The 20,505-nt window shown below is 63.3% G+C and carries 16 protein-coding genes; 3 read left to right on the forward strand and 13 right to left on the reverse strand.

What is annotated here, in order from left to right; genetic code table 11:
* Positions 1 to 104: 104 nt before the first annotated feature.
* Both HNQ60_RS26925 and HNQ60_RS26930 read right to left on the reverse strand, forming a co-directional pair.
* Positions 105 to 1,004, reverse strand: coding sequence for an alpha/beta hydrolase (locus HNQ60_RS26925; RefSeq protein WP_184335916.1), 900 nt, complete (start codon positions 1,002 to 1,004; stop codon positions 105 to 107).
* An 86-nt stretch (positions 1,005 to 1,090) separates the two neighbouring features.
* Positions 1,091 to 2,092 (reverse strand): DUF4097 family beta strand repeat-containing protein, encoded by a 1,002-nt coding sequence (locus HNQ60_RS26930; RefSeq protein ID WP_184335917.1) that lies wholly within the window; start codon positions 2,090 to 2,092, stop codon positions 1,091 to 1,093.
* A 215-nt stretch (positions 2,093 to 2,307) separates the two neighbouring features.
* Here HNQ60_RS26930 and zwf point away from each other — a divergent pair, with 215 nt between their 5' ends.
* The gene (gene zwf, locus HNQ60_RS26935) at positions 2,308 to 3,783 is read left to right on the forward strand and encodes a glucose-6-phosphate dehydrogenase (RefSeq protein ID WP_184335918.1); all 1,476 of its coding nucleotides are present in this window, start codon (positions 2,308 to 2,310) and stop codon (positions 3,781 to 3,783) included.
* A gap of 3 nt (positions 3,784 to 3,786) precedes the next feature.
* On the opposite strand, the gene HNQ60_RS26940 is transcribed toward zwf, so the two are convergent.
* From HNQ60_RS26940 to guaB, 7 genes are all read right to left on the reverse strand, one after another.
* Positions 3,787 to 4,023 (reverse strand): hypothetical protein, encoded by a 237-nt coding sequence (locus HNQ60_RS26940; RefSeq protein ID WP_184335919.1) that lies wholly within the window; start codon positions 4,021 to 4,023, stop codon positions 3,787 to 3,789.
* A gap of 79 nt (positions 4,024 to 4,102) precedes the next feature.
* Positions 4,103 to 5,977, reverse strand: a complete 1,875-nt coding sequence (locus tag HNQ60_RS26945) for a tetratricopeptide repeat protein (RefSeq protein WP_184335920.1) — start codon at positions 5,975 to 5,977, stop codon at positions 4,103 to 4,105.
* A gap of 22 nt (positions 5,978 to 5,999) precedes the next feature.
* Positions 6,000 to 6,497 (reverse strand): hypothetical protein, encoded by a 498-nt coding sequence (locus HNQ60_RS26950; RefSeq protein WP_184335921.1) that lies wholly within the window; start codon positions 6,495 to 6,497, stop codon positions 6,000 to 6,002.
* A gap of 87 nt (positions 6,498 to 6,584) precedes the next feature.
* The gene (locus tag HNQ60_RS26955) at positions 6,585 to 9,500 is read right to left on the reverse strand and encodes a TonB-dependent receptor plug domain-containing protein (protein ID WP_184335922.1); all 2,916 of its coding nucleotides are present in this window, start codon (positions 9,498 to 9,500) and stop codon (positions 6,585 to 6,587) included.
* 284 nt (positions 9,501 to 9,784) lie between these two features.
* On the reverse strand, positions 9,785 to 10,246 hold the full coding sequence (tadA, locus tag HNQ60_RS26960; protein WP_184335923.1) for a tRNA adenosine(34) deaminase TadA: 462 nt from the start codon (positions 10,244 to 10,246) through the stop codon (positions 9,785 to 9,787).
* Entirely contained in the window at positions 10,243 to 11,826 is a 1,584-nt protein-coding gene (gene guaA, locus HNQ60_RS26965; RefSeq protein WP_184335955.1) for a glutamine-hydrolyzing GMP synthase, read from the reverse strand. Before guaA ends, tadA begins: the two co-directional genes overlap by 4 nt.
* Before the next feature lie 69 nt (positions 11,827 to 11,895).
* A complete protein-coding gene (gene guaB, locus HNQ60_RS26970; protein WP_184335924.1) occupies positions 11,896 to 13,362 on the reverse strand; it encodes an IMP dehydrogenase in 1,467 nt (488 codons plus the stop codon).
* A 215-nt stretch (positions 13,363 to 13,577) separates the two neighbouring features.
* Here guaB and xseA point away from each other — a divergent pair, with 215 nt between their 5' ends.
* The gene (gene xseA / locus HNQ60_RS26975) at positions 13,578 to 14,954 is read left to right on the forward strand and encodes an exodeoxyribonuclease VII large subunit (protein WP_184335925.1); all 1,377 of its coding nucleotides are present in this window, start codon (positions 13,578 to 13,580) and stop codon (positions 14,952 to 14,954) included.
* A 4-nt stretch (positions 14,955 to 14,958) separates the two neighbouring features.
* Entirely contained in the window at positions 14,959 to 15,798 is an 840-nt protein-coding gene (locus HNQ60_RS26980) for a M23 family metallopeptidase (protein WP_184335956.1), read from the forward strand.
* A gap of 148 nt (positions 15,799 to 15,946) precedes the next feature.
* Here the strand turns inward: HNQ60_RS26980 and metX are convergent, their stop codons facing one another.
* The 4 genes from metX to HNQ60_RS27000 form a co-directional block, all read right to left on the reverse strand.
* A complete protein-coding gene (gene metX, locus HNQ60_RS26985; RefSeq protein ID WP_184335926.1) occupies positions 15,947 to 17,053 on the reverse strand; it encodes a homoserine O-acetyltransferase MetX in 1,107 nt (368 codons plus the stop codon).
* Between the two features lie 128 nt (positions 17,054 to 17,181).
* The gene (gene der, locus HNQ60_RS26990; protein WP_184335927.1) at positions 17,182 to 18,570 is read right to left on the reverse strand and encodes a ribosome biogenesis GTPase Der; all 1,389 of its coding nucleotides are present in this window, start codon (positions 18,568 to 18,570) and stop codon (positions 17,182 to 17,184) included.
* 45 nt (positions 18,571 to 18,615) lie between these two features.
* Positions 18,616 to 19,818 (reverse strand): outer membrane protein assembly factor BamB, encoded by a 1,203-nt coding sequence (gene bamB / locus HNQ60_RS26995; RefSeq protein ID WP_184335928.1) that lies wholly within the window; start codon positions 19,816 to 19,818, stop codon positions 18,616 to 18,618.
* A complete protein-coding gene (locus HNQ60_RS27000) occupies positions 19,818 to 20,483 on the reverse strand; it encodes a YfgM family protein (RefSeq protein ID WP_184335929.1) in 666 nt (221 codons plus the stop codon). The genes bamB and HNQ60_RS27000 overlap by 1 nt, the downstream gene beginning before the upstream one ends.
* Positions 20,484 to 20,505 lie beyond the last annotated feature (22 nt).

A 20,505-nucleotide genomic window follows, 5' to 3' on the forward strand; every position in this document is an offset into this window, starting at 1 on the left:
TCCAGCTGCGGGTCCGGCTTCAGCCGGACGTCATGCGAAGCATCGCCTGTCGGCGATCACGTCCGGCTAAAGCCGGACCCACAGCAGGAAGGCGAGCCGCGTTCTCAGTCCGCGGCCGCTGCGAAAAGATGGACGTGCATGAACTCCAGTGCCGCTCGGATGATCTCCCGGGACCGCTCGTCGTCGTTGTCCACATCGAATCCGTGCAGCCCCTGAGGATGGTTCACGAACGTCAGCGGGACATTGGCGGCGACTGCATCGGCGACGAACCGGTCGAGGCGCTCATTGAGTTCCGGGATCGCATCGCGTCCGGCTCTGGCAACGAAGAGCGGCGGGAACGCGGGCTCCTTCAGATACGTCGACAGAGAATACTGCCGCTGCAACGCGCTGGCAGACGCCGGCTCGGGCGGGCGAATATCGATCAGCGGATAGATACCCAACTGGCACCGGATATACGGACGCGGCTCGCGAAGAGCCACCGAGAGCAGCGGACCTCCCGCGGACCAGGCAGCCACACAGATCCGATCTGCATCCGCCTGCCATTCACCGCTCTTCGTGCGAACGTAATCGAGCGCCGTCACGACATCCGCCGCTGCTTCCTCGAGCCGCGCGAGGGGCCATTCGAGTCGATGCCCCGCAACGACAGCCACCATGCCCTGCGCTGCAATCACGCGGCCCCACGACCTGAAGGCACCGGCGTCCTTGACCGGAATTCCTGCGGGAGCGCCACCGTGCAGCAACAGCACGACGGGACGTCGCTTCTCGCCAGCCGGTTCTGGAGGCAGATAGACGTCCATGCGCAATCGAGGCTCATCGATGCTGCTGTAGCGCAGATTCGCGAGGACTTTGACGTCCTCCATACGCGGCACGCGATACACGATCGGCCGACGGACACGTTCGAGAATTGCAGGGTCGAGGGCGGGCCGTTCGGGAGTCGCCGCGAAGGCAGGGGCGAAACAAGCGGCTGTCAGCAGCACAATCAGGATGGTCTGGGCTGGTCTCATTCCGACTCCCCTATCACTGCAGTAGTCACTGCATGATAGAGAGCGAAGGCGCGAGCGGAAAGCCGGAGGCTGCGAGCGGGGAGCGATCAATCCCTCGCCCTTAGCCGCACATCCCCACCCGAGCTGCGGGCCTGGATGCTGGCTCCGCCACCATTGATCGTCCCGGCGAGTCGGCGCTCGCGGACTTCGGTGGTCGTTACCGGGAGATCAGTCGACACCGAACCGCCGCTGGTCGATGCGTCCACGGACGCAGTGACACTCCGCGGTACGCGCACGGTGACGCTGCCACCATTTGTCGTCGCAACGATGCCGCGATTCGCGCCGATCAGATCCACTTTCACATCGCCGCCCGACGTGACCGCGCGAATGCTGCCGTCGATCGCATCGGCATCGATGCTGCCGCCGGAAGTCTGCAGGTCTGCCGGTCCACGAATATCTCTCGCGATCACGTCGCCGCTCGAAGTGCGCGCTGTCGCTCCACCCGCCACTTGTTCGATGCGGATGCTGCCGCCGGAAGTTTCCGCACGCAGATCACCGTTGACGACCTTCGCACGAATGTCGCCGCCGGACGTACGCACTTCGGTCTGGCCCGTTACGTTCTCGACTTCGATGCTGCCGCCCGAGGTGCTCATCCGGACCGTGCCCTTGATCGCGCCGAGGCGGATGTCTCCGCCGGATGTCTTGCCGACTGCGTCGCCTTCGACGTCCTTCACGACGATGTTCCCGCCAGAGGTGCGCAGGTCCGTCCCGTACTTTTTCGGCACGGTCACGGTGACGGTCGTCTGCTGGTTGAATCCGTTGAACCAGCCGGTCCACTCCTTCTTCGCTTTGACGGCAACGTCGTTGCCCTGCTGCTCGGCGGACAGCGTGATTTTCTCGAGGGCATCGCGAGAACCCTTGAGGACGATCTGGACAACCACCTGGTTCGAACTGCCGCCATTGACGACGACGTCGCCGCCGTCCACGTCGACGATGACCTTGCCGCCGGGGCTCACCGTGAACGTCTTGTCGAGGCGACGCTCCTCGGCATGGACGATCAGGGGCGCGAGCAGACAGCCGAACAGCAAGCCTCGGACGACGACGTTCATATGGAATTCTCCCTGCACAAGGACCGGTTTCCATTGCGACGCGGGCCGCGGCCAAAAGGTTGCAATGCGCCAGGTTGCAATGCCTTTCGCCCCGGAATGGCAGTCCCGATCGCCCGGCGAGATTCATTCCGGTGCGTCGACTGCCGTATGGCACCGCCGCCGACCCCGATTTATCCTGCCCGCTTCTTGCAAGCCCGGAGGGGGCAGTTCATTCCATGGGAGAGCCGGTGGCGAAAGTAGTGCCCGGAGTCGGTCCGAAGTTTCCCCAGGTCGTCGTCCTGTTCGGGGCGACGGGCGACCTGGCGCGTCGCAAGCTGCTGCCCGGGCTGTTCCATCTCGCAAGCGCCGGCTTCATTCCAGGGTGCCGCATCGTCGGGGTATCGCTGGATTCGTTGTCGGCCGAGCAGTTCCGGACCGCCGCCCGCGAGGCGATGGAGGAATTCTCGCCGAGGAAGTTCGCTCCTGAAGACTGGAATGCGTTTGCCGCCGGCCTGGACTACGTGCCGATCTCGGCGGGCCCCGCCGCACTGCGTGCAGCCATCGATCGCGCCGAGCAGTCCTTCTCCGGCGAAAGTCGCCGACTGCATTATCTGAGCGTGCCGCCGAACGCTGCGCTGTCCGCCGTCCGCATGCTGGCCGACGCCGGTGTCGTCGAACGGTCGCGCATCGTGATGGAGAAGCCGTTCGGCACCGATCTCGCGAGCGCCGTCTCGCTCAATTCGAAGCTGCACGAAGTCTTCAGCGAGGACCAGATCTTCCGCATCGACCACTTCCTGGGCAAGGAGCCCGCGCAGAACATCCTGGCGTTCCGGTTCGCGAACGGGCTCTTCGAGCCGATCTGGAACCGCAACTTCATCGATCACATCCAGATCGACGTGCCCGAAACGCTCGGCCTCGGCAAACGCTCCGGCTTCTACGAAGCGACCGGCGCGTATCGCGACATGGTAGTGACGCATCTGTTCCAGATTCTCGCCTTCGTCGCCATGGAACCGCCGACCGCACTCGAACCGACATCGATCGGCGAAGAAAAGAATAAGGTCTTCCGCTCGATGCTGCCGATCACGCCATCCGACGTGGTGCGCGGGCAATACACAGGCTATCGCCAGGAAGAAGGCGTCAATCCCGAATCGGAAACCGAAACGTTCATCGCGCTCAAATGCTCGATCGACAACTGGCGGTGGGCCGGCGTGCCCTTCTTCCTGCGCACGGGAAAACGCCTCGCCGAAGGCCAGCGAATCATCTCGATCGCGTTTCGTGAACCGCCGAAGAGCATGTTCCCCGCCAACTCCGGCGTGGGCGCGCAAGGCCCGGATCACTTGACGTTCGATCTCGCCGACGCATCGAAGATGTCACTGTCCTTTTACGGCAAGCGCCCAGGTCCGGGCATGCGGCTGGACAAACTCAGTCTGCAGTTTGCGATGCGCGATACAGGGTTGATCGGCGATGTGCTCGAGGCCTACGAACGGTTGATTCTCGATGCGATGCGCGGCGATCACACGCTCTTCACGACGGCGCGGGGCATCGAGCGCCTCTGGGAAGTTTCGACGCCGCTGCTCGAATCGCCGCCGCCCGTTCGCCTGTACGCACCGGGCTCGTGGGGACCGAACGCAATTCATCAACTGGTCGCGCCGCGCGCGTGGCGCCTGCCGTTCGAAAGAACGTGGCGCGATCCGAATCAGCTGGGTGCCTGACGATCAGTAGATGCTGACCCAGGGCAGGATGAGGAAATCCGGCACGTCGCCCTTGGTCACATAGTCCCCTGCTTCCGCCGATCCCTGGGCATTTCTCGGCCTGAGGATGCGGCTGCCCGTGACTTCGGCTCTCAGCCAGCGGGGGTTGTTCTCGGCGACGAAGTTCGGGCCGACGCAGCCCGCGGACAGCGACGCTGCACCGAGGCAGATCGTGAGGCGTACGACTTTCGAAAAGGTCATAACCGAACCTCCTGTGCCAGAACCCACGTCGACTATAGCCCACTGCCGCGACGCTGCTGTGCGGGATCGCACATGTCGTCTAGTAATCCAGTCGTCTCGTCGCCTCTGATGCGGGAACCGCATCGAAAGCCACCGTCAGGCGCGGCTCCGGGTCCGAAAACGGCACGGTTCCATGCAATAAATAAGAAGGAAAGAGCACGAGCCGTCCCGGCTCTGGCCGAACCAGGCGCCGCGGCGAAAGATCGAGACCCAATTCGGACGGGGGCGCGCCGAACTGTAGCCAGCCCTCGGACGAGTCGCCAGACGACCGCAGCACGGACGGCGGCAGTGCGACATGAAAGGCCGAACTGATCCATCCGTTCTGGTGGAAGTGATTTACATGCCGCCCGGACGACCAGAGACGGACCGACCAGGCCCCGGCAAAACGGACCGCGTTCTCCTTGCAACGTAGAAATGGATGCTGCGAATCGTCCGGCAACGCAGTCACATATTTCTCAATGGCTGCGCGCATCGCGGCCCGCATCGCCACCAGTACGGGATCGCGGCGACCGAAGAGATTTCCGGAGGTCTGCGATCCTCCGCGCACACTCTGATTGACCGGTTCGCGGCGAGCGACGTGCATCGGCAGCAGCGTTGCCTGCAATGCATCGAGAAATCCGGCCAGATCAGGAAACGACTCAGGAAGCGGAACTTCCATCGAAGCGACCAGCCGGTCGTACCCGCAGAGCCACTCCTCCCGTGGATCCGACAGCAATCGCCATGCGATGCCGAGAAACGCCAATGCCGACTGATTCCGGGGATTGCGCTCGACAGCCCCCAGAGCAACAGACGCAGCACGCCCGGGATCGCCTGTTTTCAGCAGGAGCCGCACATGGAGATCGGCGAAAGCTGCATTGGTGGACAGTTTGTCGCTGGTGCCATCGAGCAGCTCGATCGCTTCCGCCAAGCGTCCGTTGCGATCGAGCGCGTGCCCTTCGAGTACAACGAACGTCGCATCGTCTCGCCCTTCACGCAGTATCCGAATCTGCCGCAGCGCTTCTTCGGTGGCCTGCGATTCGAGCAAGAACTTGACGAACGCGCTCCGCAACTCGTCGTTCCGCGGCTGCGCTTCGACCGCTCTCGAAAAGGATGTCGCAGGAGACTCGTGCGGTGACAGGTGTTCTCCGTGCTCCCAGAGTATTTGCGCCAGCATCGGATACGCGGGGACATACGCCGGAAATTTCTCGATCGTTCGCCGCGTCAGCTGCAGCGCCTGGTGCGTCTCTCCCAGATCGAGTCGGGCGCTGGCTTCGGCATCGTCGATCTCGGGTCCAGCGAAGCCGACGGATCGCGCGTGTGAGTAGCATTGAAGTGATTCCGCCGGGTCGCCCAGCAGACGTGTGACGACACCCAGACTGACCCAGGCTGCGCCGTCATTCGGATCGAACTCCACCGCGCGCCGCAACGCGCTCTGCGCTCCTTCCAGATCGCCTGTCGAACGCCGCGCCGAACCAAGAGCTCGCCAGGACACCGCGTGTCGGGGTCGCAGCTGAACTGCGTGCTCGAGTGCCGGAAGTGCGTCTGACGCGTGTCCCGCCTGCGTCAACGCGATACCCAGATTCATCCAGCCGTCGGCATGGTCGGGAGCAATACGCAGTGCCGTGCGATACAACTCGATCGCACGCGCTGCTTCGCCCTGCTGCCGCAGGAAATTCGCATAGTTGTTGAGCAGGCTGGCGTTCGACGGCGCCAGGGCAACAGCGGCCTCGAAGCTGGCTGCTGCACCCTCCATGTTTCCCATACTCTTGCTGCAAAGAGCGACGAGGTGCAGCGCGTCAGGGGAATGGGGAATGCGATGCGCGATGTCGTCGGCGATGCGCGCCGCCGCCTGCATCTGACCTTGCTGCAGAAGCCCGAATGCCTGCGCCAGGCGTTGCGCGTCGGAAGTAGTGAGCTGCGCGGGCTTGTGTGTCACGAATGCTCGGCGGGCAGTGCCGCTATTCGATGCGTTCCAGCTTGATCATCCGGCGTTCGCCATCAACGTACATGCGATAACCGCCGATGGCACCGCGCTCGATGCGCGCGGAGTACTTCTTGTTCGAGTCGAGACGTGCGCGTTCGGGCGTTGCCACGGTCTCGCGCCAGACCTGCCCGTCGGCCATGCGGAATGTGCCCAATCCGCCTGCGCCGTAGGAAACCGAGACGATGTCGACGAGGACCTGAGGCCGTGCTTCGTCGCTGTCGCGCTTGCCCGCACGAACCTGTTCGGCGCCAAGCTCGGTCGGCTTTGCCTCTGCCACCGGCGCATTCTGTTGCTGAACCTTCTGCGGTTGCTTCGCTGCGGAAGGTTTCGGCCCCTGCAACGCTCCTTCGAGGCATGCGATGTGAGCCGCGGAATCGCCGCTGTGCCTTGCCCTGCATTCCGCGACAGGATCCGTCCCCGACATCGCCGGGACTGCAATCAACCCTGCCAACCAGATCAAGTGCTTGTTCATTCGCCCGATCATCGACAATCCAATGAAAAAACGGGGCGGAGAGAACTCTCCGCCCCGTCAGTTTGCCGGAGCTGTCCCCGGCGCAAGTTACATCCGCATTTCGAAGCCGAGGAAGTACCGGCGGCCGAGCACGTCATAGAGCGACGGATCGGTGTTTGCCTGCACGTTCGGCGTGTAGAGACGCGGTTCCTGATTGGTCAGGTTGTTGACACCCAGGCGGATCGTGACGTTGTCCAGCACGTCGTACGATGCGGTCATATCGAGGTACCAGGTAGCCGGCACGCTCGTATTCGCCACCGGAGATCCACCCGTCACCGTGTTGCGGTGATCCATCGCATCGATGTACCGGGCCTGGAGCTGAGTGCGGAAGTCGTTCAAGGTGTAAGCCGTCACCAGCGTACCCTTCCATTCCGGATACGACGTACCGGTGGTGGAACCGATCGTGCCGCCGTAGTCGTAAACCGGATCGAACGGCGTCACTGCCGTCTGTTCCTCGAACTTCTCGATCCAGGTACCGACGAGCTGGAAGCTCAGGTCACCCACATCGCCCATGTCGAAGCCGTAGCCGAACGTGAGGTCGATGCCGCTGGTGTTGAAGAAGGCCTGGTTGACCTGCAGCTGCTGCAGATTGATGACGCCGCCGTTGCTCTGTTCGCGACTGAACATCTGACACCACGCGTTGTTGATGTCGTAGTTCGGGTTCGCGCCTTCGCGGTTGAAGCAGCGCTGCACGATCGTGGAAGCCTCGATCGCGCCGATCACGTCTTCCAGTTCGATCGACCAGTAGTCGACCGACATCGACAGGCGGTCGAGCGCCGGCGAATCGAAGGGCGACTGAAGGACGAATCCGACCGTGAACGAATCAGCAGTTTCTGGCGAGAGATTCGGATTGCCGCCCGTGATGCCCGTCGCCTGACCCGACGGCTGCACGTAAGTCGCGCCGCCAGCGGTGGCCGACTGAGCTGTGCACAGCGCCCGGACCTGCGCACCATCCGGGCCATTGCGGTACTGGGCCGCAATCGCGCCGGACACGTTGCACGGGTCCTGGTTGGTGAAGGTCGGGAAGTTGTTGACCTGTGGCGAGAAGAGCTCGGTGATGCTCGGGCTGCGAACAGCCTTCTGCACACCTGCACGGAATCTCGCCCAGTCAACGATCGACCAGTCGAGCGACAGCTTCCACGTTTCGTCGTCGCCGAAGATGTTGTTGTCCGTCGTGCGGACACCGGCAGTGACGCCGAGCGACTTCACTCCAGGCAGATCCGCGAGGATCGGAATGTTCACTTCGCCGAAGAGGTCCGTGAAGTTCAGCTTGCCATTGACGGGCAGCTGCTGGTTGAAGCCCGCAACCAGGCCGGGCTGCAGACCGCCGTCCGGACGGAAGTCGAACGACAGGTCGCGATAGCCCGCACCGACGGCCACCATCACGGCGCCGGCCGGCAGCGAGAACACCTCACCGCTCAGCACGCCTTCGACGACGTTCTGCTCGACGACCGTGAGGTTCTTAGCTTCGAGGCTGATGTAGTCCTTGCAAGCCTGGCTGATCGCAGCGGAGCCGAACAGGTTCAGACCGCCCGCGCAAAGTGAAGCGCCGCCGTCGGCTGCGTTCAGGAGAGCCTGTACGCGGTCGCGACGCACGTTGCCACCCTGCACCTCGTTCTGAACCGAACGGCCGTAGGACGCATAAACGTCGTACGTCCAGGTCTCGGTGATGTCGCCGGTGCCGCCGATGGTCAGCTGCCACACGTCATGCGTGTTGTAGCCGGTACGGCCGCCCAGGTCGTTGAAGCGCTTCGAGAACGACAGCGGTGCCGTCGGGTTCGCGCGATTGGCAGCCAGGTAAGCCAGCGAGGTCGGAATGAACGGGTTCGTCACGGGAACCGTGAAACCCGTCGATCCTGCCGCCGGCGTCGGTGCCAGCTCCTGCAGAGCGTTGTAGTTCGTGTACTGCGCCTGCGCGTACGGGCGGAACCACTCCGACACTTCCAGGTCGATGCTGGTGAAGAGATTCCAGCGTTCCATCGGCAACACGAGAATGTTGTCAGGCTCGAAGTTGTACGAATAGAAGTCGGGGTAGAACGCCGTCGCGATGTACGAATCCGGACCAGTGAAACCGACGGCGTCGAACGTCGGGTTGTTCTGAATGCCCGTACAGAACACCGAACCGTCCGGATTGAAGCCGAAACCGCCGGTGCCGCCGCTGCGATCGCAACGGCCGGGGCCGAACAGCGTGTCCACAGCAGCCTGGGTAGGCTGATTCGCCGCAGCACCGGGCGCCCAACCGCCGCCTGGATAGGTGCTGGTCGTGGTGCTGGCCTGCGCCGAGAACTCGCGCGCATCCTTGTACATGTCATCGCGCTTGAAATAGCCAGCGTTGAAAATCGCGTTGCCCTTGCCGTCGGCGAACTCGCCGCCGAAGGTCATGTCAGCGCCCCACTCCTGGCCGTCGCCCTCTTCGGTCAGGTTGTAGTTGGTGTTCAGCGCAACGCCGTCGAAGCTCTTCTTCATGATGAAGTTGACGACACCGGCCACGGCGTCAGGACCGTAGGTCGCTGCCGCGCCGCCCGTGATCACTTCGACGCGATCGATGAGCGCGGTCGGAATCGTATTGACGTCAACCACGCCGCCGCCGGTCGAGCCCATCGCACGCTTGCCGTTGATCAGCACGAGGTTGCGATTGGTGCCCAGTCCGCGCAGGTCGATGAACGCGCGGCCGTTGGAGCTCGGGTTGTTCGACTGCGAGCTGAGGTTGGGAGTGACTTGTGGAAGTGTGTTGAGGTAGTGATCGACCGTGGCGAGACCGCTCTCCACGATGGCATCGCTGCTCACGGTGAAGATCGGCGTCTCCGCGGACGCGTCACGATTTGCGATGCGGGTGCCCGTGACCACGACTTCGCTGATGCTCTGCTCCTGAGCAACGGCTGGGACTGCCGTTACCACAGTCGCAACAGCGCCCGTCAGCAGTGCCAGTCGCACCGCCCGCTGTACTGATTTACTCGTCGACATGAAAACTCCTCCTGCGAGAGGGATTCTTGGTTTTGTTGGCCACTGGGGTCAGTGGGCCGCTTGGCAGGGGGATCGGCGGCTATGACGTTGCATTGCTCGCTCTTTTCCGACCTCCCCACGTGGCGCCGAGCATACAGGTTACGAATCTGTAATGAATAGTCACGGAAGGCCTGAATTTCCCTTCAAACGCCAGGCAGCCGGCCGCGCTCAGCAACTCATGCTGTATACAGTTGGTTAAATGCAACGATATGACCGCCGCGTTATCGCGGATGAGGAAGGCGCCGCTACCGACGCGACATAAAGAAGGAGCGCAGCAGCGCGCTGCACTCGTCCGCCAGGACGCCTGGGACGATGTCGAGGCGGTGATTCAGCGCTGAATGCTGAACGATGTTGAAGACTGATCCCGCGGCGCCCGCCCGCGGATCGGTGGCCGCGTAGACGAGACGCTTCACCCTCGCATGCACCATCGCGCCTGCGCACATCGCGCAGGGCTCGAGGGTCACGTACAGAGTGGTGTCGAGCAGGCGGTAGTTTTCCAGTGCCTGGGCGGCGGCACGCATGGCGATCATCTCGGCATGCGCGCTCGGATCGTGAGTGCTGATCGGCCGATTCCAGCCTTCGGCGATCACGATTCCGTCTTTGACGACGAGCGCCCCGACCGGCACTTCGCCGGCGCGCTCGGCTTCACGGGCGAGTTCGATCGCCCGGGCCATGAACAGTACGTCGACGTTTTCCGCTTCGCTCATTCCCACTCGATCGTCGCCGGCGGCTTGCCGGAGATGTCGTAGGTCACGCGCGAGATGCCCTGCACTTCGTTGATGATTCGCCGCGCGACCAGGTCCAGGAATTCATACGGCAGGCGCGACCAGCGCGCCGTCATGAAGTCGATGGTTTCGACACAGCGCAATGCGATGACATAGTCGTACCGGCGACCGTCGCCCATCACTGCAACGGATCGCACCGGCAGGAACACGGCGAACGCCTGGCTGGTTCGATCGTAGAGATCGTGGCGACGCAGCTCATCGAGGAAGATCACGTCGGCCTGGCGCAGCAGGTCGGCGTAGGGCTTCGTGACCTCGCCCAGGATTCGTACACCGAGCCCGGGGCCCGGGAACGGATGGCGATAAACCATTTCGCGCGGCAGACCGAGCTCAACGCCAAGCTTGCGCACTTCGTCCTTGAACAGCTCGCGCAGCGGCTCGCAGAGCTTGAGATTCATCTTCTCCGGCAGGCCGCCGACGTTGTGATGACTCTTGATAACGTGCGCCTTGCCGGTCTTCGAGCCAGCGGACTCGATCACGTCCGGATAGATCGTGCCCTGCGCGAGCCAGCGAATGCCCTGCAGCTTCGCTGCTTCTTCCTCGAACACTTCGACGAACAGGCGGCCGATGATCTTGCGCTTGCGCTCGGGATCGGCCTCGCCCTTCAGCGCCTTGAAGAAGCGATCGGCGGCATCGACGCGAATCACACGGACGCCCATGTGACGCGCGAAGGTATCCATCACCTGGTCACCTTCATTCAGGCGCAGCAAGCCGTGATCGACGAACACGCAGGTGAGCTGCTTGCCAATGGCCCGATGCAGCAACGCACCCACGACTGACGAATCGACGCCACCCGACAGGCCCAGCAGCACGTTGTCGGAACCGACCTGCTCGCGCACGCGGGCAATCGAGTCCGCAATGATGTTGCCCGCGCTCCAGCGAGCTTCGCAGCCGCAGATCTCCCGGACGAAACGCTCGAGCAACTGCGCGCCCTGCAGCGTGTGCGTCACTTCAGGATGGAACTGCACGCCGTAGAACTGTCGCGACTCATCGGCCATCGCGGCCAGCGGTACGCTGTTCGTGAATGCCGTAGCGACGAAACCGGCCGGCAGTTCCTCGACGCGATCGCCGTGGCTCATCCACACATCGAGCAGCGCACGCCCCTGCCCATCACTGTGATCGCGCAAACCATCCAGCAATCGACACGGCGCCGCGGACGTCACCTGCGCGTAGCCGAACTCCCGGTGATTCGATGCCGTCACGCGGCCGCCCAGCTGCTTCGCCATCGTCTGCATGCCGTAGCAGATGCCGAGAACCGGCACCTTCAGGTCGAAAACGACGGACGGCGCCACGGGCGGCGTGACGTCGGTGACCGACTCCGGGCCACCTGAAAGAATGATTCCGCGAGCTCCAAACGCCTGCACGTCGGCGTCCGACATGTCCCAGGGATGAATTTCGCAGTAGACACCGCTCTCGCGCACACGACGCGCGATCAACTGCGTGTACTGCGCGCCGAAGTCGAGAATCAGGATTCGATGGGCGTGGATGTCGGCGGGCGGTGAAATCGTTACGGGCGGCGAGTTGTGAGAAGTCACGTGGGATCCCGATGCATGGATAAAAATCCGATTTCCGTCTCACCGCACGCGATAGTTCGGCGCTTCCTTCGTGATCGTCACGTCGTGGACGTGGCTCTCGCGCATGCCCGCGTTGGTGATGCGCACGAAGGAAGGACGCGTACGAAGCTCTTCGATGGAGCGGCAGCCCGTGTAACCCATCGCCGCCCGAAGGCCGCCGGCCAGTTGCAGCAGGATCGTGACCATCGAACCCTTGTAGGGAACGCGGCCTTCGACGCCTTCCGGCACGAGCTTCTCGAGCTCGGCCGTCGCATCCTGGAAATAGCGATCCTTGGAGCCGTGCGATTGAGCCATCGCGCCGAGCGAGCCCATGCCGCGATACGACTTGTAGGAGGCACCCTGGTACAGCTCGACTTCGCCCGGGGACTCTTCGGTGCCTGCGAAGAGACCGCCGATCATCACGGAATGCGCGCCGGCAACGAGCGCCTTGGCGATATCGCCTGAGAAACGGATGCCACCGTCCGCGATCAGCGGAACGCCGGTGGGCTTGAGAGCTGCTGCAACATTGGCAACCGCGGAAATCTGCGGCACACCAACACCGGCGACGATACGAGTCGTGCAGATAGAGCCGGGCCCGATACCGACTTTGACGCCGTCCGCCCCCGCCTCGACGAGCGCCAGCGCCGCGTCTGCCGTGACGATGTTGCCGCCGATGACCTGCAGGTCAGGCCAGGTCTTCTTGATCTGGCGAACCATTTGCAGGACGCCTGCGGAATGGCCGTGCGCCGTGTCGACGATGATCACATCGACGCCGGCTTCGCGAAGCGCCTCGGCTCGCTCCAACGTGTCGGCGCCAGTGCCCACTGCAGCACCAACGCGCAGTGCGCCGCGCTCGTCTTTCGCAGCGCGCGGGAATTCGGTGGCCTTCTGGAAGTCCTTGACCGTGATCATGCCCTTCAGATTGAAGTCGTGATCGACGACCAGCACCTTCTCGATACGGTGCTTGTGCAGGAGGGCGAGCACTTCTTCCTTCGGGGCGTTCTCGCGGACCGTGACGAGGCGCTCCTGCGGCGTCATGACGGTCGATACCGGCGCATCGAGCTTGGTTTCGAATCGCAGGTCGCGGTGAGTGACGATACCGACGGCCTTCGAGCCTACGACCACCGGAACGCCGGAGATGTTCTTGGCCCGGGTGAGATCGAGCACTTCGCGAATGGTCTTGTCGGGGCTGATCGTGATCGGGTCGTGGATGACGCCGCTTTCGTACTTCTTCACGCGATCGACTTCCCGCCCCTGGGCGTCGATGCTCATGTTCTTGTGGATGATGCCCATGCCGCCTTCCTGCGCGATCGTGATCGCGAGGCGGGCTTCCGTAACCGTGTCCATGGCCGCGGAGACCACGGGCAAGTTGAGACGGATGGAGCGGGTTAACTGCGTGCTCAGGTCGGCATCACGAGGGAGGAACTCGGAATACGCCGGAACCAGGAGAACGTCGTCGAAGGTGAGTGCTTCCTCGAGAATACGCATGGTGCCCTAGCCCACGGCCTGTCGATGAAAGCGCGCCATTGTACTCCGGCGGCGATCTCCGGTAAACGGGCACGAGCGGTCAAAGTCAGCCATGTCGAGCCATTGGTGTGTCGAGTCGTTGGAGTATATGGGGCATATCGGGCAAACACTGAGGCCCGCCGCCTTGCCGGAGTCGTGGGGTGTCGGGGCGGGGCCGATCCTGTAGCCTCGCGGCCATGTCCGATTTGTTCGCCAATCTTCAACCCGAGCGCGACGTCTACACGCCGACCCGCCTGAACCGGGAAGCCCGGATCATGCTGGAACGCGGCTTCTCGGCCCTGTGGGTCGAGGGCGAGATGTCCAACCTCTCGCGCCCTTCGTCGGGACACTGGTATTTCTCGATCAAGGACGAATCCGCACAGCTGCGCTGTGCCATGTTCCGCCAGCGCAATATGCTCGCCCGCTTCTCGCCGAAGGACGGACAACGCGTCCTGCTGAGGGGACGAGTCAGCCTTTACGAGCCTCGCGGAGACTACCAGTTCCTCGTCGACCACATCGAGGAAGCCGGCGAAGGCGAGCTGCGCAGGCGCTTCGATCTGCTGAAGGCAAAGCTCGCGGCGGAAGGCCTGTTCGGCACCGAACGAAAGCGCGCCCTGCCCCGCCTGCCACGGCGCATCGGGATCGTCACGTCGCCGAGTGGTGCGGCCATCCGGGACATCCTGCACATTCTGCAGCGCCGCTTCCGCACGATTCCCGTCCTGATCTACCCGGTCCAGGTTCAGGGCGCTGCGGCCGCTCCCCAGATCGTGCGAGCGATTCAACGCGCGTCGGCACGCGCTGAGTGCGACGTGTTGATCCTCGCGCGCGGCGGTGGTTCTCTCGAAGATCTCTGGCCGTTCAACGAGGAGATCGTGGCTCGCGCCATTGCGGCCTGCCCGATTCCAATCGTGAGCGGCGTGGGTCATGAAGTCGATTTCACGATCGCTGATTTCGTCGCCGATGTGAGAGCACCGACGCCTTCAGGCGCCGCCGAACTCGTCGCGCCGGATTGCAACGAATGGCTGCGCAACGTGGCCGCGCTTTCGCGCCGCCTGAGCATAACCCTGCAGCGTTCGCTTACGACGCAACGCAATCGCCTGACCTGGATGCAGCGGCGACTCGCCCAGCTGCATCCCGGCGTTGAGCTGCGGCAGCGCGCACAGCGGCTCGATGAGCTCGAGGTGCGCCTTGCCCGTGTCATGAAGCAACAGCTCCGCCATCGCCGAGCACTGGTCGCCCAGCATGCGGCACATCTTCGACACGCATCGCCGGTCGTACGCATCGCCGATGCAAAGACGCGAATGAAGATTGCGAAGGCGGCGATCAATGCGGCGCTGCGCGGCAGGCTTCAGCAACTTCGCCGCCAGCTCGCGGTCGCAGGCGGCAAGCTCGATGCAATCAGTCCGCTCGCCACGCTGAATCGCGGCTATGCAATCGTTACGGACGCGGGTGGCCATGTGGTGACCGATGCCTCCGCCGTGCGCCCCGGTGACCTGATCGAAACGCGACTCGCTGCCGGCCGCTTGAGTGCCCGCGTAGAGCGATCGTTGCTCCCCGACGAAGGAACTGCCTGAAGTGATGTTGAGAAAGACGCTTTCGCTTACTGCCCTGCTCTGCCTGATCTGCGGCAGCGTTCTCGCGAACGCGCCATCGCTGCCTCGCGAAGCTCGCGTTCCCGGCGGCGTCGCGTTCGTCGAGATTCCCGGCGACAAGGCACCTGCTCGCGTGATGTTCGGCGACTACCAAGTGGCCGTGATCCGACAGGACAACCGCTGGGTTGCCGTCGTGGGGATTCCGCTCGCGACGAAACCCGGGCCGCAAACGCTCGTCGTCTACTCCGGCACCGACAGGAAGGAAGCGACGTTCAATGTCACCGACAAGCAGTACCGGACGCAGAAGCTCACGATCAAGAACCAGCGACAGGTCGATCCGAATCCGGATGACCTGAAGCGCATCCAGCAGGAACAGCAGCGATCCGATGCAGCCCTGTCGAAATTCACCCCAGGCGCTGACGTGCCCGGTCTTTCGCTGCTTTCGCCGGTTCCGGGTGTTCGATCGGATTCCTACGGTTCGCGCCGCATCTTCAACGGCCAGCCGCGCAATCCTCATTCCGGCATGGACATCGCCGCCGCGACCGGTACACCGATCGTGGCGCCCGCCGCGGGCAAGGTCGTCGAGGCCGGAGACTTCTTCTTCAACGGCAACACGCTCTACATCGATCACGGTTACGGCCTCGTGACCATGTACTGCCACCTGAGCAGCATCGCCGTGAAAGTCGGTGACGAAGTGAAAGCCGGCCAGCTCATCGGCAAAGTCGGCGCGACGGGCCGCGTTACGGGAGCACACCTGCATTGGGGCGTGGCGCTGAACCGGGCGATGGTGGACCCGGGGCTGTTCCTGGAGCCGCAAACCCCATGACGGGGCGCGCAGTCACCTCTGCTTGTGGGTCCGGCTTTAGCCGGACGTCATGCGAAGCAGCGGCTAGCCGCTCTCAGTGCGCTGGCGCGCTAACGTCCGACTAAAGTCGGACCCACACAATCAGAAGGAGCTCGGCGACCCGGCTCCGCTACTTGATCACGGCCCCTTCCAGGAACTCCGCGATCACTGGCCTGAATCGATCCATATCCACCAGGAACGAATCGTGCCCCTGCAGTGAAGGCAATCGCGCGAACTGAACTTCGCGGCCTTCCGCCTTCAATCCATCCGCGAGCTCCTGCTGCTGTTCGATCGGGAACAGCAGATCGGTCTCGACCCCCATGACGAGCGCACGATCGACTCCGAACCGCTTGAGCGCATCGGCAACCGTTCCGCCGTGATCGGCGAGATCGAAGAGATCCATCGCCCGGGAAATATAAAGGTAGCAGTTCGGGTCGTACTGGCCCGTGAACTTCGTGGCGTGATTCTCGAGATACGCCTCGACTTCGAAATCGATGCCGAACGGATCGCCCGGCTTGCGCTCCGAGTTCGCGCGCTCGCGGCCGAAGCGCAGCTGCCATTCCTTCGCCGAGCGATACGTGATCATGCCGAGCTTGCGCGCGAGGCGCATGCCGGAGACCGGGATTTCATTCGTCGCGTAGTTACCCTCGTGCCACGCCGGATCGCGACGGATGATCTCGCGCTGCAGGGAACGCAGCGCAATCGAGAACGGCAGCGAACGAGCAGCGCCTGAAATCGTCACGACGCTGCGTGCCGCGTTCGGGAACAGCGCGCAGTACGCGAGGACGGTCATTCCACCCAGCGAAGGTCCGATGACCGAAGCCAGCTTCCGCACGCCGAGCGACAGCGCGACTTCGTGCCCCGCGCGTGCGATGTCCTCGACTGTCAGTACAGGGAACGTGAGCCTGTAAGGCTCACCGGTCGCTGCATTGATCGAGGCCGGCGACGTCGAACCGTACGGACTGCCGAGCGAGTTCACGCAGATGACGAAGAAGCGACGCGTATCGATGGGCCGGCCCGGTCCGATCATGTCCTCCCACCAGCCTGGCGACCCATCTTCGGTCGACGAAGCCGCGTGTGCCGAGGGCGAGAGTCCCGTAAAGATCAGGATCGCGTTGTCCGCGCAGAACGCCAGATCGCCCCAGGTCTCGTACGCGATCTGCACATCGTTGAGCACGCCGCCGCGGCGCATCTCGAACGGGCGGTCGAGCTTGAGGATCTTGCGTGCGGTGGACATGGAGAAAGCGCCGGCGGTGTATGTCAGCCCATTCTAGTAGGGAAGCCGCGCGTCGGGGATAGCCGGCGTTGCATACACCCAAGAACGATTCGTTCTATGGACAGCTCCGTCCGATCGTCCGCGGACGATCAACCCTTCTTTACGCGCTGCATCAGACGCTTCCGCTTCTGCATCTGGCGGGGTGTCAGCGTATTGCGCTTGCCCTTGAACGGATTTGCGTCGGAGCGGAACTCGATGCGCACCGGCGTGCCTTCCAGGTGGAAATGCTTCCGGTATGCGTTGGCCAGATAGCGTCTGTACGCGTCCGGCACATGCTCCACCTGGTTCCCGTGGATGACGATGATCGGCGGATTGCGTCCACCCTGGTGTGCATAGCGCAGCTTGATGCGCCGCCCGCGGATCAGCGGAGGCTGGTGCTGCTGCATTGCCGCTTCGAGTACGCGGGTGAGATCCGGTGTCGCGAGGTCGCGCATCGCAGCCGCGTATACCTTCTTCACGTCTCGCATCAGCTCGCCGACACCGGTGCCGTGGAGCGCGGAGATGAAATGCACGGGTGCGAAATCCAGGAACGGCAATCGCAAGTCGAGTCCGGTGCGGATTTCGTTGCGCTTGTCGGAGGGAATGCCGTCCCACTTGTTGACGGCGATCATCAACGCGCGTCCACGCTCGGCTACCAGACCGAACAGGCTCGCATCCTGCTCCGCGACGGTATCATGCGCGTCGATCACGCCGATCACGACATGCGCGTCGTCCACCGCCTGCAGCGTTTTGACGATGCTGAATTTCTCGATCGCTTCCTCGACGCGCGAACGGCGTCGCACACCGGCTGTGTCGATGAGCGTGTATTGCTGGCCATCGCGCTCGAAGGGAACGAACACGGCATCGCGTGTCGTGCCCGGCTGGTCGAATGCAATCAGGCGATCCTCGCCGATCAGGCGATTGATCAGCGTCGATTTGCCCACATTCGGACGGCCAATGACTGCAACACGAATGCCGGTATCTTCGACGGCGCCTGCGCCATGCGCGACGGTAAATCCCTCGAGCGCTCGGTCGATCAGCCCCTTGATCCCATTGCCGTGTGCCGCGGAGATCGCGAGAGGTTCGCCCAATCCAAGCTGATGGAAGTCAGCACCTGCTGTCGCGCTCTCGACGCCTTCGGCCTTGTTGACGACAACCACGACATCCTTGCCCAGGCGACGCAGTGTCTGTGCGACGAACTGGTCGGAGGGTGTGCAGCCTTCGCGGGAATCGAGAATGAAGAGAACCCTGTCGGCTTCTTCGATGGCCTTCAGCGTCTGCTTCGCCATCAGCTGCTCGATCCCCTCCGCCTCGGCCACGAGACCACCGGTATCGACGACAAGGTAAGGAATCGGGCCGACCTTGCCATAACCGTAGATACGGTCGCGCGTGAGCCCCGGCAGATCCGCGACGAGCGCATCGCGGCTACGCGTAAGAACGTTGAACAGCGTCGACTTTCCGACGTTCGGTCGGCCGACCAGGGCAATGACGGGAAGCATAGGGAAGTGACTAGCGGATAGCGGATGGCGGATAGAGCAAGGGACTTACTGTCCGCTGTCGGCGGTCCGCTCCTCGCGGGAAGTGCTGCGCAGGGCGATCACCTTGCCGGAGTCCGTCTGCACGAACGTGCGCCCGTCCTGGGCAATGGCTGCGTTGGTGATCCGCTCGCCGTCGGTCTTGCGACGCGCGACGATCTCGCCGCTCGACTTGTCGAGCCAGTGCAGGTAACCCTCGAAATCACCGACCAGCAGCGAGTCGCCATCGATCGTCGGCGCGGTCAGACCGCGGCGACGCAACGCCGACTGTTCCCACTGCACCGCACCGTCGGCGCGACGCATCGCTACGACGACACTGTCCGAGTTGGTGAGATAGATGTTCTCGTCGTCCATGCTGAAGCCGCGATAACTCGAAGCATCGCGCGCCCACCAGATCTGCCCCGAATCGAGCGCGAGCATCGCGACGCGACCCTGGAAGCCGACGACGAAGATGTCATCGCCCGAGACGTGGACGGACGAGTCGATGTCGGAGAGGCGTTCGAGTTCGGTACGACCATGCGGCGCGTTGACGATCGTGTCCCACAAGACATCGCCATTGCGCACATCGACGGCGATGACGCGACCGTTGTCGAAGCCCGCGATGATGCGATCGCCGGCAAGCACCGGCGGTGCGGTGCCGCGCAACGTCAATCGCGGCACCTGCTCATCGACGGCCCAGCGGGTCGCGCCGTCCGTCAGCGACAAACCTTCGAGATGGCCATCCACCGTGCGGATGATGACGAGATCGCTCGCGACGAGCGGGCTCGCCAGCACTTCGCTGTTGATGGCTTTGCGCCAGCGCTGCTGACCGTTCGATGCATCGAGCGCGATCACGTCGCCATCGCTGGATCCCATCACGACTACGCCTGAACCGACCGCGGGACCGGCGGCGAGCGACAGCTTCGTCTTTACGCCCCAGACTCTGCGGCCGTTCTCCGCGTTGACCGCGACGACTTCGCCGTCGTGGGACGCGGCATAAACGGTCCCCTCCACCACCGTCGGGCGAAGCGCCAGACGCAGGTTCTCGGAGTCTCCACCGAGCCCGAGGCTCCAGATCTCCTGCACGTTGCGCTTGGCAACGATATCGACAAGCTCGGCCGGCGGATCGACGTCCTTGTCCTTGTCGCACGCGGCAATGCCGAACAGAGCTACGAGCAACAGGAATGCCGGACCAAAACGGCCGGCGGTTTCGAGACGTCGACTTGCTTGCATCACAATGTCCCCTGCACCGCGCCGGATGCCGGCACCACGCCGCCTACATCCTGCAGTTTCAACTCAACGATCTGACGATCAATCTGTACATCGGCTTCCGCGAGCGCCGCGGCGTATTCGGCGCGGGCACCTTCAGCGTCGCCCTTGGCGAACAGCGCGTCGCCGCGAATCTCTCGCGCCTGCGCACCGAAAGCGCCAGCAGTCAGCGGCTCGAGCAGCTTCACTGCGTCATCATGCTTGCCGTCCTGGATCAGCAGGCGCGCCAGGCGCAGCTTCGCAACTGCTCCGAGCTCCTCGTCCTTCGACTTGTCGACGACAGTCCGCAGCAGCGATTCAGCTTCAGCGAACTTTGCTGCTTCGACATGAGACTTCGCGAGGAGCAGGCGACCTTGCTGCGCGTACGCGGACGAATCGAAGTCGCCGATCAGAGCATCGAGCTTCTCCTGTGCCTTCGTGGCATCGCCTGCGGCAACAGCCGCTTCGATGTCGCTGTACAACTGTCCCGCGGACTCTGCCTGGCGCTGCTTGTGCGATCCCCAGTAGTTCCAGCCGATCAGCAGGCCCACGCCGAGAATCACGCCGCCGACGATCCAGGCCCAGTTGTCGCGCCACCACTGGCGCAGTAGTTCTTCGCGTTCGTTGTCGGAGAGGTTTTCGTCGGCCATGGCTGCTTGGGTGGTGAGTGAG

The organism is Povalibacter uvarum (assembly GCF_014202975.1).
In the GTDB taxonomy this organism is placed as follows: Bacteria; Pseudomonadota; Gammaproteobacteria; order Steroidobacterales; family Steroidobacteraceae; genus Steroidobacter; species Steroidobacter uvarum.